A 14,643-nucleotide genomic window follows, 5' to 3' on the forward strand; every position below is an offset into this window, starting at 1 on the left:
CGCACGATCTGACAGCCCGACGCCGTCAGCTCCGCGATCTGCTGCAACGTCGACCCGATGTCCGACGTACGCGTCGTCGTCATGGACTGCACCGAGACGGGGGCGTCGCCGCCGACCGCGACGGTGCCGACCTGGATCTGCCGGCTCTTGCGACGCTCGGCGATCTTGGTCGGGATGGACGGCATACCGAGAGAAATCGCAGTCATCTGCTGTGCAACCCCAAGTCGTGGATGAAGATCCGGCCCCATGAAACGCCGGGCTCCAGGCTCTGAGATTACGGTACGGCCCCGCGCGCGAGCACATCCCACCCGGCAAACCCACTCAATGGAAGGCGGCCCGGGGCAGAGCGCTCCGGGCCGCCTTCCAGGTGCCGTACCGCTAGGAGATCTTGACCGGGTTCACGACGTCCGCGATCAGCACGAGGAGCGTGAAGCAGACGAAGATTCCCGCCACGACGTAGGCCACCGGCATCAGCTTGGCCACGTCGAAGGGGCCCGGGTCGGGGCGGCGCAGCACCCGGGCGAGGTTGCGCCGCAGCGACTCCCACAGCGCGCCCGCGATGTGCCCGCCGTCGAGCGGGAGCAGCGGGAGCATGTTGAAGAGGAACAGCGAGAGGTTGAACCCGGCGAGCACGAACACGAACATGGCGACCTGCTGCGAGGCCGGGATGTTCAGCGTGGCGATCTCACCGGTGACGCGGGCGGCGCCGACGATGCCCATCGGGGAGTCCGGCTCACGCGGACCGTCGCCGAAGGCGGCGTTCCACAGGGCCGGGATCTTGCCGGGCAGCGCGACGAGGGAGTCCACCGCGTTGCCGACCTGGTCGCCCATCCAGACCACCGAGTCGCCGAAGCCGAGCTGGACGACGCCGGTCGCGGCGCTGAAGCCGAGGAAGCCCGCCTTGACGTACTGCCCCTGGACGTAGGTGCCGCTCGCGTCCTTCTTGGCGACCTGGTTGGTGGCGATGGTGGCGTGCAGGGTGAGCTGCTTGCCGTCGCGCTCGACCAGGATCGGGACGCTCTTGCCCGCGCTGTCGCGGATGAGGTCGGACAGCGTGTTCCAGTCCTTGGTCGGCTTGCCGTCGAAGGAGAGGATCTTGTCGTGCGCCTTGAGCCCCGCCGCCTCGGCCGGGGAGGCCGGGTCGGACTTCTTGCAGGTGTCGCGGTGCTGGCTCTGCGCGATGACGCAGGGCGAGACCGAGGCGACCGTGTTGGTCTGCTGCTGGATGCCGAAGCCCATGAGCACGGTGAAGAACAGTCCGACCGCGAGGATCAGGTTCATGAAGGGGCCGGCGAACATGACGATGACGCGTTTCCACGGCTTGCGCGTGTAGAACATGCGCGTCTCGTCACCGGGCTGGAGCTCCTCGAAGGCCGCCGAGCGGGCGTCCTCGATCATGCCGCGCCACGGGGAGGTGGAGCGGGCGGAGACCCGGCCCGCGTCGTCCGGCGGGAACATGCCGATCATGCGGATGTAGCCGCCGAGCGGGACGGCCTTGATGCCGTACTCGGTGTCGCCCTTGTGCCGCGACCAGATGGTGGGGCCGAAGCCGACCATGTACTGCGGGACGCGGATGCCGAAGAGCTTGGCGGTCGACAGGTGCCCCAGCTCGTGCCAGGCGATCGAGACGAGCAGGCCGACCGCGAAGACCGCTATACCGAGGATGAACATCAGGGTCGTCATGCACGCGCCTCCGCGGTCGCCGTCGTGGCTGTCAGTTCGCGGGCCCGGGCGCGGGCCCAGGTCTCCGCTTCGAGGACGTCCGACACCGTGAGTGAAGTTCCCGATACCGGGGTGCCGTGCTCCTCGACGACCCGGGTGACGGTCTCCATGATCCCGTTGAAGGGCAGCGCGCCGCTCAGGAAGGCCGCGACGCACTCCTCGTTGGCGGCATTGAACACCGCCGGAGCGGTCCCCGCGAGCCGCCCCACGTGCCGGGCGAGGTTCACCGAGGGGAAGGCGTCGTTGTCCAGCGGGAAGAATTCCCATGTGGACGCCTTGCTCCAGTCGAAGGCCGGGGCGGCGTCGGGGACCCGCTCGGGCCAGCCGAGACCGATGGCGATGGGCCCGCTCATGTCGGGGGGCGTCGCCTGGGCGATCGTGGAGCCGTCGGTGAACTCGATCATCGAGTGGACATACGACTGGGGATGCACGACCACCTCAATGTGGTCGAAGGAAATGTCGTAGAGGAGGTGCGCCTCGATGACCTCCAGGCCCTTGTTGACGAGGGTCGCGGAGTTGACGGTGATGACCGGGCCCATGGCCCAGGTGGGGTGCGCGAGGGCGTCGGCGACGGTGACGTTCGCCAGCTCCGCCTTCGTACGGCCGCGGAAGGGGCCGCCGGAGGCGGTGACGACCAGCTTGCGGACGTCGGCGCGGGTGCCGGCGGCGAGGGCCTGGAAGAGGGCGGCGTGCTCGGAGTCCACGGGGATGATCTGGCCCGGCTTGGCGAGCGCCTTGACCAGCGGGCCGCCGACGATCAGCGACTCCTTGTTGGCGAGCGCGAGGGTGCGGCCCGCCTCCAGGGCGGCCAGCGTCGGCGCGAGACCGATCGAGCCGGTGATGCCGTTCAGCACGGTGTGGCAGTCGGACGCGGCGAGCTGCGCGGCCGCGTCGGGCCCGGCGAGGATCTCCGGCAGCGGCTCGCCGCCGTAGTGCCCGGCCAGCGCCTCGCGCAGCTCCGGCACGGCGTCCTCCCGCGCCACCGCCACGGTCCGCACCCGCAGTCGGTACGCCTGCTCGGCGAGCAGCGCCGCCCGCCCGCCGTTGGCGGACAGCGCGGTCACCCGGAAACGGTCGGGATTGCGCAGCACGAGGTCGATGGCCTGCCTGCCGATCGACCCGGTGGACCCCAGGATCACCACATCCTTCGGCCCGCCACCGGCGAGCGGGTCGTACACCAGGTGCGGATCGGCGAGGGGCGCGGGGCTGACGAGACTGTCGGTCATCCACCTATTGTGTCCGCCCGCGACACCGGCTCGGACAGCGCGTCCGGTGTTCGCGGGCGGTGGGTCGTGCGGCGGGCGTCACACGAAGGGACGACGGGCGCTCGGCTGCGTACTCGCGCCGGGCGTCGCGTCCGCGATCCACGGGCCCTCGGTCGAGGGGTCGAGGATGCCGTCCTCCAGCCAGTCGTAGGAGCCGTTGAGGACGCCCTTGACGACCTTGCGGTCCAGGTCGTCGGTGTTGGACCAGAGGCGGGTGAAGAGGTCGTCGACGCGGAGGCGGGACTGGTGGCAGAAGGCGTCGGCGAGCTGGTAGGCCTCGCGGCCGTGATCGCCCTCGCGGCGCAGGCGTTCGGCGCGGACGCAGGCGGCGCTCATGGCGAAGAGTTCGGCGCCGATGTCCACGATGCGGCCGAGGAAGCCCTGCTTGGTCTCCATGCGGCCCTGCCAGCGGGACATGCCGTAGAAGGTGGCGCGGGCGAGCTTGCGGGAGTGCCGTTCGACGAAGCGCAGGTGGCCGGAGAGGTCGATGCCGTGCTTGAACTCACCGTAGGAGGTGGGGAGCTGGCCCGGGCCCGCGACCAGCTTCGGGAGCCACTTGGCGTAGAAGACGCCCGCGTCGGCGGCGGCCTTCGCCTTGTCCTGGAGGGTGGTGTCGGGGTCGATGAGGTCACCGGCGACGGAGAGGTGGGCGTCGACGGCCTCGCGCGCGATCAGCAGGTGCATGATCTCGGTCGAGCCCTCGAAGATGCGGTTGATGCGCAGGTCGCGCAGCATCTGCTCGGCCGGTACGCCCCGCTCGCCGCGCGCCGCGAGGGACTCGGCGGTCTCGTAGCCCCGGCCGCCGCGGATCTGGACCAGCTCGTCGGCCATCAGCCAGGACATCTCGGAGCCGTAGAGCTTGGCGAGCGCGGCCTCGATGCGGATGTCGTTGCGGTCCTCGTCGGCCATCTGGGAGGCGAGGTCCACGACGGCCTCCAGCGCGAACGTGGTCGCCGCGATGAAGCTGATCTTGGACCCGACCGCCTCGTGCAGCGCGACCGGTTTGCCCCACTGCTCGCGCTCGGCCGCCCACTGCCGGGCGATCTTCAGACACCACTTGCCCGCGCCCGCGCACATCGCGGGCAGCGAGAGGCGCCCGGTGTTGAGCGTGGTCAGCGCGATCTTCAGGCCCGCGCCCTCGGGCCCGATGCGATGGGCCGCCGGTACCCGCACCCGGTGGAGGCGGGTCACGCCGTTCTCGATGCCGCGCAGCCCCATGAAGGCGTTGCGGTGCTCGACGGTGACGCCCTCGGCGGTGCCCTCCACCACGAACGCGGTGATGCCGCCGGGGTGCCCCTCGGACTTCGGCACCCGCGCCATGACGACCAGCAGGTCCGCGACCACGCCGTTGGTGGTCCACAGCTTCACGCCGTCGAGGACGTAGTCGTCCCCGTCCGGCACGGCGGTGGTCGCCAGCCGCGCCGGGTCCGAGCCCACGTCCGGCTCGGTGAGCAGGAACGCCGAGATGTCGGTGCTCGCGCAGCGCGGCAGGAAAGCGTCCTTCTGCTCCTGGGTGCCGAAGATCTTCAGCGGCTGCGGCACACCGATCGACTGGTGCGCGGAGAGCAGCGCGCCGATCGCCGGGCTGACCGAGCCGGCCAGCGCGAGCGCCTTGTTGTAGTAGAGCTGGGACAGGCCGAGGCCGCCGTACTTGGGGTCGATCTTCATGCCGAGCGCGCCGAGCCGCTTGAGCCCGGCCACGACCTCGTCGGGGATGCGGGCCTCGCGCTCGATGCGGGCCGCGTCGATCTCGTTCTCGCAGAAGGCGCGCAGCTCCGCGAGGAAGGTCTCACCGCGCCGCACGCTCTCGGGGTCCGGGAGCGGGTGGGGGTGGATGAGGTCCAGCCGGAAGCGTCCGAGGAACAGTTCCTTGGCGAAGCTCGGTTTGCGCCAGCCCTGCTCCCGGGCGGCCTCCGCCACCTGGCGGGCCTCGCGCTCGGAGACGGTGGTGCGTTGAGTGGTGGGAGCGGACATGAGGCTCACCTCACCGCGAAGAGGGACGGATGCGGTCCGTGCGGTACCGACCGTTGCTGCCTGATCCGGATCACCCGGAAAGGGGTGCTACTGGATCGTTGGTACCGGAAACGCGGCGCCCCCACCACCCCTCACGCGTCCAGTGCGGCGAACGGGTGAAGTGTGGCGGGGGCGGGGTGAGTCGCGGGCGTCTCGGGGGATCGTGCCGGACAGGGTCTCGGACCGTCGGGGACGTCGGACTGTCGCGGGCCTCAGACCTTCTCGGCCACCGGGGCCGCGGCTGCCGGGACGTCCCCGGCGCGCGGTGCGGGCACGGTGGTCGCGGGAGCGACGGGCTTCGCACGGCGTCCGCTGTACGCGTACGCCACGCCCACCAGCAGTCCGCCGCCGACCAGGTTGCCGAGGCCCACGAAGAGCAGGTTGTGGGCGAAGGCGCCCACGGTCACGCCGGGGACGTGCTCGAACAGGCCGAGCGAGAAGGTCGTCATGTTGGCGACCACGTGCTCGAAGCCGGAGGCGACGAAGGCCAGGATGCCCGCGAAGATCAGCAGGATCTTGGTGGCGTCGGAGCGGGTGCGCATCCCCATCCACACGGTCAGGCAGACCAGGAAGTTGCAGAGCACGCCGCGGAAGAACATCGCCTCGCCGCTCTCGGCCATCTTGGCGGTGAGCATGCCGGTCAGACCGGCCAGACCCGGGGCGGGCGCTCCGGGGGCGGGCGCGACGCCCAGCACGCCGGAGCAGTGGACCAGCCAGGCGAAGCCGACCGAGCCGACCAGGTTGCCCACGAAGGAGCCGACGATCACGGCGAGCGCCACGAGGGGCGAGAAGGCGCGACGGACCGCGCCCTGGACCATCGTCATCATGTTGCTGGTGGCCAGCTCTCCGCCGGCGAAGATCACCAGAGTCAGCGCGACACCGAAGACGAGGCCCTGGATCAGCTTGACCCAGGGAGAGTGCGCGAGGGTGAGCGGGGCGGACACCATGACCATCAGAACGACGCCCACGCCGATGAAGGCACCGGCGAGCGCGGAGAGCACCAGGTAGCGCCCGGGAGAGCGGAGCAGCTTCGCCTTGCCGCGCGCTGCCGCGATCTGGTCGTCCAGGGCTTCTTCAAGGGGTATCGGCACGGTGGCCCTCTCATGCTGCTCACTCGTGGTCGGATTGTCCGACTGTCACGCGTGGAGCAGTGTGCGCCCGCAGACCGGGAAATGTCAAAAGTCGAATTAATGACGTGATAGGCATTACTTATCCCGACTTAATCGGTCAAATCTATCGCGTCATCGGCCGTGCCTATCACTGGTGGCTGGGCGAGCAGCCCGTCCAGCTCCGCGAAGGACAGGGCGTCGCCGGGCGCGGTGACCGCACCGGTACCGAACAACTCCCGCGCGGTCCGGCGGGCGGCGGCGTACGCGGCCAGCGCCACGCCCGGCCCGAGGCTCACCCTGGCCACGCCGAGGGTGCCCAGCTCGGCGACGGACGGCGCCCCTGGACCCGCCAGGACGTTGAGCGGTACGGCGATGCCCTCGGCCAGCGCCTTGAGGGTGGAGAGATCGGTGACGCCGGGGACGAAGACGCCGTCGGCGCCCGCCTCGACGTACCGCCGGGCCCGGGCCAGGGTCTCCGCGAGGCGGGTCTCCGGGTCGCCCAGGCCCAGCAGATAGGTGTCGACCCGGGCGTTGAGGAACAGGTCCGTGCCCGCCCGCTCGGCGGTCCGCCGGGCCGCGGTGAGCCGGGCGCCCAGCTCGGCCGGAGGCCGGGTGCCGTCCTCGATGTTGACGCCGACGGCGCCCGCCTCGATCACCCCGGCGACGGTCCTGGCCACGGCGGAGGCGTCCGCGCCGTACCCGTCCTCGATGTCGGCGGTGACCGGCACCGTGACGGCGGCGGTGACACGGGCGATCACCTCAAGGGCGCGCTCCCGGGTGAGCGTGCCGCCGTCGGGCCAACCGAGCGCCCAGGAGACCCCGGCGCTGGTGGTGGCGATGGCACTGGCGCCCGCCGCCTCGACGAGACGGGCGCTCGCCGCGTCCCACGCGTTGGCGAGCGCGAGCGGGGCGGAGGGGATGTGCAGGGAGCGGAAGAGGCGGGCGTCGGCCGCGCGCGTGTGCGTCATGACGGCAGTCAAGCACCCTGCGCGGCCCGCCCTCTGGCCGGAATCCGACATGAACCGCGCCTGGAATCAGGCTGGTTGGTGTGAGGAAAACGCCAACGGCCGGAGCCCCCGCACAGTGTGGGCTCCGGCCGTCGTGGCGACCTGTCGGTGTCAGGTCAGAGAGCGAGTCCGGTGAGGACCAGGACGCGCTCGTAGGTGTAGTCGTCCATCGCGGAGCGGACGCCCTCGCGGCCGACGCCGGACTGCTTGACGCCGCCGTACGGCATCTGGTCGGCGCGGTAGGAGGGGACGTCGCCGATGACGACGCCGCCGACCTCGAGGGCGCGGTGGGCGCGGAAGGCGGCCTGGATGTCGTGGGTGAACACGCCTGCCTGGAGGCCGTACTTGGAGTCGTTGACGGCCGCGAATGCCTCGGCCTCGCCGGCCACCTTCTGGACGGTGAGGACGGGTCCGAAGACCTCCTCGGTGGCGAGGGTGACACCGGCCGGGACATCGGTGAGGACGGTCGGGGCGTAGGTGGCGCCCTCGCGCTTGCCGCCGGCGAGCAGGGTGGCGCCCGCCTCGACGGCCTCGTTCACCCAGGACTCGACGCGCTGCGCGGCGTCCTCGCTGACCAGCGGGCCGACCTCGGTGCGCTCGTCGGCCGGGTCGCCGGTGACCTGCGCCTCGACGGCGGCGACGACGCGCTCCAGGAGGCGGTCGTACACGGAGGCGTCCGCGATCACGCGCTGCACCGAGATGCAGGACTGGCCGCCCTGGTAGTTGGAGAAGGTCGCGATGCGGGACGCGGCCCAGTCCAGGTCGGCGTCGCTCGACCAGTCGCCGAGGACGACGGCCGCGCCGTTGCCGCCCAGCTCCAGGGTGCAGTGCTTGCGCGGCACCGAGTCCATGATCGCGTAGCCGACCTTCTCGGACCCGGTGAAGGAGATCACCGGCAGGCGCTCGTCCTGGACCAGCGCGGGCATCTTGTCGTTGGCGACCGGCAGGATGCTCCAGGAACCGGCGGGCAGGTCCGTCTCGGCCAGGAAGTCACCGATGACCAGGCCGGACAGCGGGGTGGCCGGGGCGGGCTTGAGGATGATCGGGACACCGGCGGCGATGGCCGGGGCGACCTTGTGCGCGCACAGGTTCAGCGGGAAGTTGAACGGCGCGATGCCGAGGACGACGCCCTTGGGGAAGCGGCGGATCAGCGCCATGCGGCCCTGGCCGCCCGCGTCGGTGTCGAGCCGCTGGGCCTCGCCGCCGTTGAACCGGCGGGCCTCCTCGGCCGCGAGCCGGAACACGGAGACGGCACGGCCGACCTCGCCCCGGGCCCACTTGATCGGCTTGCCGTTCTCGCCCGAGATGAGCTGGGCGATCTCCTCGGCACGCTCGGTCAGCCGCTTCGCCACGTGGTCGAGGGCGGCGGCGCGCACGTGCGCGGGCACGGCGGCGAAGTCGTCGCGGACGGCGTACGCGGCGGCCACGGCCTCCTCGACCTGGGCGTCGGTCGGCACACTGGCCCGGCCGACCAGGCGCCCGTCCCACGGGTTGGTGACGTCGAAGCTGTCCTCGCCGGTGACCTGGCGGCCGGCGAGCCAGAAGGCGTGGGTGGAAGTCATTTGACGGGTCCCGGCCCTTCCGCGTTGTCGGAGTTGTTCTTCGGTGCGTGGTCCACGGTAGGGCGGCCGTGCGGGGGCGTCGCTTGTCCGAGTCGTACGGATGCGGGGCGGTGATGCTCCGGTTTGGCGTGAAGAGGCAGGTCGCGCCCCGCACGTGGCCCTACGGCTGTTCCGCGCCCGTCGTCTTCAGCGCCAGCCACAGCTCCATGCGCACGTCCGGGTCGTCCAGGGAGCGGCCGAGGATCTCCTCGACGCGGCGCATCCGGTAGCGCAGGGTGTGGCGGTGGACGCCGAGGTCGGCGGCGGCCGCGTCCCACTGGCCGTGCCGGGACAGCCAGGCGCGCAGCGAGGCGACGAGATCGCCGCGCCCGGTGGCGTCGTGCTCGCGCAGCGCGCGCAGCAGGCCGTCGGCGAAGGCGCGTACGGCGTCGTCGGCGAGCAGTGGCAGCACCGAGCCGGCCGCGAGGTGCTCGTGCTCCACGAGGACCCGGCCGCGGCGCCGGGCGACCGACAGCGCCTGTTCGGCCTGGCGGTGGGCGGCGGCCGCCGCGCTGGGACCCGCCGGTGCCGACAGCCCCACGACCAGCGCGTTCTCGTCGCCGGCCCGTGTCTCGGCGGCCGTACGGGTGGTCTCCAGGACGCCCGCGTGGGCGAGACAGGCGGCGACCGCCGCTCCCCCGTCGGCGGCCAGCACCACCAGGCGCTCCCCGTCGGACACGGCGAGGACGGCTTCGCCGGAGCGGGCGGCGGCCGACTCCACGGCCTCCGTGAGCGCGCCGAGCGGATCGCCGTCGGCTCCGGTGCCCGCCTCGGCGACCAGTACGCGGAACGGCGCGTCGAGGAGCCCTCCGTACAGGTCCCCGGCGACGGCGCGGGCGTGGTCCGGTTCCCCGGCCAGCAACATGCGCAGCACGGCGGCGCCGACGCGCTGTTCGGCGGCGTGCAGGGAGCGGGAGCGTTCGGTGGTGAGGGTGAGCAGGGCGATGGCGGAGTGGACGGCGTAGCGCTCGGCGGTGCCGGGGGCGGCGGCGGTGCCGACGGCGAGCGCGGCGCGCGGGCGGCGGCCGGTGCCGAGGGAGTGCAGCTCGACGCGGTCCTCGTTGTCGGGGCCGCCGACGACGGAGGAGGCGGGTGCGGGGCGCTCCCGCAGCCGTTCGACCTCGGCGGTGAGCCGGGCGGCCCTGCGGTGGGCCCACTCGGGCGCGGCGGCGACGACGGCGCCCGAGGCGTCGTACAGCGCGGCCCATCCGTCGAGCTGGGCGGCGAGCGCGCCGAGCAGGCCCTCGGGGCCGGTGGTCAGGGCCTGCCGGGTCAGCTCGCGCTGGGCGGCGAAGCCGGCGGTGACGGCGCGGTACTGCTCCGCGGCGATGGCGGCGGAGACGGCCTTGCTGATCGCGAGGAACGGGGTGCGGCGGGGCACCTCCAGGAGCGGCAGCCCTTCCTCGCGGGCGGCGTCCAGCAGCGCCTCGGGGATCTCGTCGTAGTTGACCCCGACGGCGAAGCCGATCCCGACGACCCCCGCTCCGGCCAGCCGCTTGACGTACCGGCGCATCGCCTCGGGGTCCTCGGCGTCCAGCTTCAGCGCGGTGACGAGGAGCAGTTCCCCGCCCTCCATGTACGGAACGGGGTCGGCCAGCTCGCTGACGTGCGCCCAGCGGACCGGCACGTCGAGCCGGTCCTCCCCCGCGCGGACCGTGAGCTTGAGCGCGGAGTGGTGGACGAGCGAGGCGAGGGTCGGGGGCATGGGGCCTTCAGGTCGAAGCGGTCCGGTGTGACGCCACCGGAGATCAATTGGCCGCCGCGTACGAACGGCCCACCCCGATTCTGCCTCACCGTACGATCCCGCACCTCACCCCCGCAGATCCACCAGCAACGGCGGCGCGTGCTCCCCCCGCACGGTGGTCAACGACAGCACCGCATGTCCCGGCGGCACCCCGTGCGCGAGCTCGGAGGCGGACCACCGCTCGCGTTCGACTTGGCGGACGGTGACCGCGCGGGCGGTGGGCGCCTTGCCGGTGATGACGCGGCGCAGCATGTGCACGGCCTTGCCCGCCGGGGTCTCGGCGATGATCTGGCGGTCGGTGACGTCGCGGGTCTCGATCCACTCCTTGCCCCACACCTCGGCGAAGTCCTGCCCGTCCCAGGGAGTGAGGCCGGACAGGGCCACGCGGCAGCCGGTGGCGCCGATCAGCGGGCCGCGCAGCGGCCGGGGGGCGTCGTCCAGGGTCCGCAGGGTGAGCACGATGCCCGCGTTGGCGGAGCGCAGCCGCTGGATGCCGCGCACGGCCTCGGGGGTGACGACCCCGCCCGCGTCGTCGAGGAGCAGACAGGCGAAGAGGGAGCGGTCCTCGCGGGCCGTCACGCTCGCCGTGAACTGGGCGAGAACGAGCCGGGCCAGGATGCGCGAGGCGTCGGCGTGGCCGCGCTGGGGCAGGTCGACGCGGACCCGGACAGGGTGGTCGAGGGCCTTGAGCGAGAACGGCCGGGACTGCCCGGAGGTGTCGAAGAAGGAGGCGAAGGCAGGCCGGTCCAGCAGCGCGATCCGGTCCGCGAGCACCGCGCCCACGTCGTCGGGGTGGGCCGACTGGCGTTCGCGGGCGTCGAGTTCGCGCAGCAGCGAGGCGTGCCCGGTCTCGGTGAGCGCCTTGCGGAGCGCGGCGAGCGGCCCGGGGGCACCGTCGAGGAGCCCGCGCAGTTCGGGCACGGAAGGAAAGCGGCCGTGGACCGCGTGGAAGGGGCCGAGGAGCTGGGCGAGGACGGTGGTGGAGCGGCGGCTGTCGCTGCCGGGGTGCGGGTCGGCCAGGTCGCCGACCAGGGCCTCGGCGAGTATGGCGGCGGCCTCGTCCGGGTCGGTGGTGCCGCCGTAGAGGTCGAGGTCGTAGGCGGAGTCGGGGTGGCCGATCCGGATGACGACGTCGTACGCCTCGGCGGGTCCCAGGCTGGCGCCCGCCGCGCCGACGACCACCACCGCGGCCCGGCCGGCCAGCGCATGCAGGCACATCGACTCCGCGAGCGGGCGGATCAGGCTGCCGGTCTTGCCGGAGCCCGCCGGGCCGACCGCGAGCAGCGAGGTGCCGAGCAGCTCGGGATCGAGGGCGAGCCCGGCGCCGCGGTAGCGGTAGGGGTTGCGCGGGTCGTCGGCGGCGGTGCCGACCCGGACCTGACCGGTGAGCAGGTCGTGGCGGGCCTGCCGCACGGGCAGGTCGCGTTCGCCGGAGGGGTGCGGACAGGCGGCGGCGCCGTCCCGCACCACCGCGCCGGTGAAGGCGGCCAGGGTGTGCAGGCCGGAGCGCACGCCCTGCCAGGCGCGGCCGATCCGCGCCTGGTCCACGTCGCGCATGTGTCCCGCCTGTGCGTCGGCGGCAAGCCGGTCGGCGGCCTCGTGCGCGCCCGCGGCCCGCAGCTCGGGCCAGCTCGCGGGGTCCTGCCCCGGGGTGGGCGGCGGCGGCTCGGGCGGGGTGGCGGACATCCAGGCGGGGGGTCCGTAGCGCCGCCAGACCTCGGCCCAGCGGCCGAGCCGGAAGACGACGAGGAGCAGGGTGCCGCCGATGAGCGTGTAGTACGAGTACCAGAGGACGGCGGTGCCGATCCGGCTCTCGGTCTCCAGCCAGGCGTCGGGCGCGAGCAGCTCCAGGGGCAGGGTCCACCAGCCGCCGAGGTAGCCGTTCCACAGCAGGGACCACACCAGCCAGCCGACGAGGAACGAGATCAGCGCACCGCTCAGCAACTGGCGGCCGGGGATCACCTCGGGCTCCTCCTCGGGCCGGGGCCGGTGGCCGAAGCGCCAGACGCCGGGCGGGGCGGCGGGGCGGGGAGCGCGCAGCCAGGCCAGGAAGGCGTTGCCGTCGGACCTGGGCGAGATGCCGGGCGGCGCCGACGGCATGGGCGGCACGGCAGGCCCCTGGGCCGGTACCGCCGGACGTGGGACCGGTCCGGCTCCCGTGCCGTGCGTGTCCCGCGTGCCGTCGCTCTCCATCGCCGTTGCCCCCTGAGCAGCCGCTCCGTCCACCGTCAGCGAGTCAATCTAACGCCCCGGAAAGGGGAGTTCACCGGTTACGCGGCCGGTGTCCGGGACCGGTCGGGCGGGGCTCCCACCCACTGCTATGTCCACGGCGGACAACCGCCATGCCGGACAACGCCCACATGGAGCATGACCGCCCCCCGGCAACGGTCCTAACCTGCGAGAAAAGAAGACAAGCGTCCGTAATCACCCCCCAGGAGCCCCGCATGACCGCACTTCCGCAGGAGCGCCGCGTCGTCACCGCCATCCCCGGCCCGAAGTCGCAGGAGCTTCAGGCCCGCCGCACCGCGGTCGTCGCCCAGGGCGTGGGCTCCACGCTGCCCGTCTTCGTGACGCGCGCCGGCGGCGGCGTCATCGAGGACGTGGACGGCAACAGCCTGATCGACTTCGGTTCCGGCATCGCCGTGACCTCGGTGGGCGCCTCCGCCGAGGCCGTCGTGCGCCGCGCGAGCGCCCAGCTCGCCGACTTCACCCACACCTGTTTCATGGTCACCCCGTACGAGGGCTACGTCGCCGTCGCCGAGGCGCTGGCCGAGCTGACCCCGGGTGACCACGCCAAGAAGTCCGCGCTGTTCAACTCCGGCGCCGAGGCCGTCGAGAACGCGGTGAAGATCGCCCGCGCGTACACCAAGCGCCAGGCGGTCGTGGTGTTCGACCACGGCTACCACGGCCGTACCAACCTCACGATGGCGCTGACGGCGAAGAACATGCCGTACAAGAACGGCTTCGGTCCGTTCGCGCCCGAGGTCTACCGCGTCCCGGTCGCCTACGGCTACCGCTGGCCGACCGGCGCCGAGAACGCGGGCCCCGAGGCCGCCAAGATGGCGATCGACCAGATCACCAAGCAGGTCGGCGCGGACAACGTGGCCGCGATCATCATCGAGCCGGTGCTCGGTGAGGGCGGCTTCATCGAGCCGGCCAAGGGCTTCCTGCCGGAGATCGTGAAGTTCGCGAACGACAACGGCATCGTGTTCGTGGCCGACGAGATCCAGTCCGGCTTCTGCCGCACCGGCCAGTGGTTCGCGTGCGAGGACGAGGGCATCGTCCCGGACCTGATCACCACCGCCAAGGGCATCGCGGGCGGTCTGCCGCTCGCCGCCGTCACGGGCCGCGCCGAGATCATGGACGCCGCGCACGCGGGCGGACTCGGCGGCACCTACGGCGGCAACCCGGTGGCCTGCGCCGCCGCGCTCGGCGCCATCGAGACGATGAAGGAGCAGGACCTCAACGGCAAGGCCAAGCGCATCGAGGAGGTCATGAAGGGCCGCCTGGAGGCGATGGCCGAGAAGTTCGACATCATCGGCGACATCCGCGGCCGCGGCGCCATGATCGCCATCGAGCTGGTCAAGGACCGCGGGACCAAGGAGCCGAACGCCGAGGCCGCCGCCGCGCTGGCCAAGGCGTGCCACCAGGAGGGTCTGCTGGTCCTGACCTGCGGCACCTACGGCAACGTGCTCCGTTTCCTGCCCCCGCTGGTCATCGGCGAGGACCTGCTGAACGAGGGTCTGGACATCATCGAGCAGGCCTTCACCCGCATCTGAGCCGGAGCGGACACGGCCCCGGACCCGGCCCGGGCAGTAGGCCGGTCCGGCCGGGTGCGGCGCCCCCGGGCGCCGTACCCGCAGGCCGTGTGAAGAAGGTGTGCGGGGTGGATGGCGGGACCGGATTCCGGCTGCCCAAGCGGCGAGGACTGCCGTAGGTTCTCGTCCAGAAGAGAGATACACCTCGCCCCCAGGGGACTGCGGGCGGGTTCAGGCCGGGGCCTCCCCAGCTTCGACCTGGTCGTGCCCTCGCGCACACAGCCGGGGCCCGACGGCTCCGGGATCTCCTCACCGATCGGACGGCCGCCGCCCCAAACCCCCCGGGGCGTGCGGCGTTTCCGGTCCGGACGGCCGCCTCGGAACCACCCCCCCCTGTTCCGGGGCGGCCGACCTCCTCCTCGGA

At 72.5% G+C, this 14,643-nt stretch carries 10 protein-coding genes; 1 reads left to right on the forward strand and 9 read right to left on the reverse strand.

From position 1 onward, the window contains the following. The 9 genes from ACWEEU_RS29105 to ACWEEU_RS29145 form a co-directional block, all read right to left on the reverse strand. Positions 1-206, reverse strand: a 206-nt coding sequence (locus ACWEEU_RS29105; protein ID WP_451736393.1) for a flavodoxin-dependent (E)-4-hydroxy-3-methylbut-2-enyl-diphosphate synthase, incomplete at its 3' end; no start/stop codon positions are given. A gap of 172 nt (positions 207-378) precedes the next feature. Then, positions 379-1,683, reverse strand: coding sequence for a M50 family metallopeptidase (locus ACWEEU_RS29110; protein WP_385743082.1), 1,305 nt, complete (start codon positions 1,681-1,683; stop codon positions 379-381). Continuing rightward, positions 1,680-2,948 (reverse strand): 1-deoxy-D-xylulose-5-phosphate reductoisomerase, encoded by a 1,269-nt coding sequence (dxr, locus tag ACWEEU_RS29115; RefSeq protein WP_451736396.1) that lies wholly within the window; start codon positions 2,946-2,948, stop codon positions 1,680-1,682. Before dxr ends, ACWEEU_RS29110 begins: the two co-directional genes overlap by 4 nt. 78 nt (positions 2,949-3,026) lie before the next feature. After that, on the reverse strand, positions 3,027-4,961 hold the full coding sequence (locus tag ACWEEU_RS29120) for an acyl-CoA dehydrogenase family protein (protein WP_385743085.1): 1,935 nt from the start codon (positions 4,959-4,961) through the stop codon (positions 3,027-3,029). A 251-nt stretch (positions 4,962-5,212) separates the two neighbouring features. Continuing rightward, complete coding sequence (locus ACWEEU_RS29125) at positions 5,213-6,091, reverse strand: formate/nitrite transporter family protein (protein ID WP_451736400.1); 879 nt, start codon at positions 6,089-6,091, stop codon at positions 5,213-5,215. Positions 6,092-6,219: 128 nt separating this feature from the next. Next, positions 6,220-7,077, reverse strand: coding sequence for an isocitrate lyase/PEP mutase family protein (locus ACWEEU_RS29130; protein ID WP_451736402.1), 858 nt, complete (start codon positions 7,075-7,077; stop codon positions 6,220-6,222). A gap of 155 nt (positions 7,078-7,232) precedes the next feature. Beyond that, positions 7,233-8,678 (reverse strand): aldehyde dehydrogenase family protein, encoded by a 1,446-nt coding sequence (locus ACWEEU_RS29135; RefSeq protein WP_451736405.1) that lies wholly within the window; start codon positions 8,676-8,678, stop codon positions 7,233-7,235. A gap of 160 nt (positions 8,679-8,838) precedes the next feature. Continuing rightward, entirely contained in the window at positions 8,839-10,422 is a 1,584-nt protein-coding gene (locus ACWEEU_RS29140) for a PucR family transcriptional regulator (RefSeq protein WP_451736408.1), read from the reverse strand. A gap of 105 nt (positions 10,423-10,527) precedes the next feature. Then, complete coding sequence (locus ACWEEU_RS29145) at positions 10,528-12,654, reverse strand: ATP-binding protein (protein ID WP_451736411.1); 2,127 nt, start codon at positions 12,652-12,654, stop codon at positions 10,528-10,530. A gap of 251 nt (positions 12,655-12,905) precedes the next feature. Here ACWEEU_RS29145 and gabT point away from each other — a divergent pair, with 251 nt between their 5' ends. Next, complete coding sequence (gene gabT / locus ACWEEU_RS29150; RefSeq protein ID WP_451736414.1) at positions 12,906-14,240, forward strand: 4-aminobutyrate--2-oxoglutarate transaminase; 1,335 nt, start codon at positions 12,906-12,908, stop codon at positions 14,238-14,240. Positions 14,241-14,643 lie beyond the last annotated feature (403 nt).

The sequence above is a fragment of the Streptomyces sp. NPDC005004 genome (genome assembly GCF_053600675.1).

Coding starts and splice junctions, on each gene's coding strand:
- ACWEEU_RS29145 (WP_451736411.1), bottom strand. CDS start 12,654: ATGGAGAGCGACGGCACGCGGGACACGCACGGCACGGGAGCCGGACCG.
- ACWEEU_RS29140 (WP_451736408.1), bottom strand. CDS start 10,422: ATGCCCCCGACCCTCGCCTCGCTCGTCCACCACTCCGCGCTCAAGCTC.
- ACWEEU_RS29135 (WP_451736405.1), bottom strand. CDS start 8,678: ATGACTTCCACCCACGCCTTCTGGCTCGCCGGCCGCCAGGTCACCGGC.
- gabT (WP_451736414.1), top strand. CDS start 12,906: ATGACCGCACTTCCGCAGGAGCGCCGCGTCGTCACCGCCATCCCCGGC.
- ACWEEU_RS29120 (WP_385743085.1), bottom strand. CDS start 4,961: ATGTCCGCTCCCACCACTCAACGCACCACCGTCTCCGAGCGCGAGGCC.
- ACWEEU_RS29130 (WP_451736402.1), bottom strand. CDS start 7,077: ATGACGCACACGCGCGCGGCCGACGCCCGCCTCTTCCGCTCCCTGCAC.
- dxr (WP_451736396.1), bottom strand. CDS start 2,948: ATGACCGACAGTCTCGTCAGCCCCGCGCCCCTCGCCGATCCGCACCTG.
- ACWEEU_RS29110 (WP_385743082.1), bottom strand. CDS start 1,683: ATGACGACCCTGATGTTCATCCTCGGTATAGCGGTCTTCGCGGTCGGC.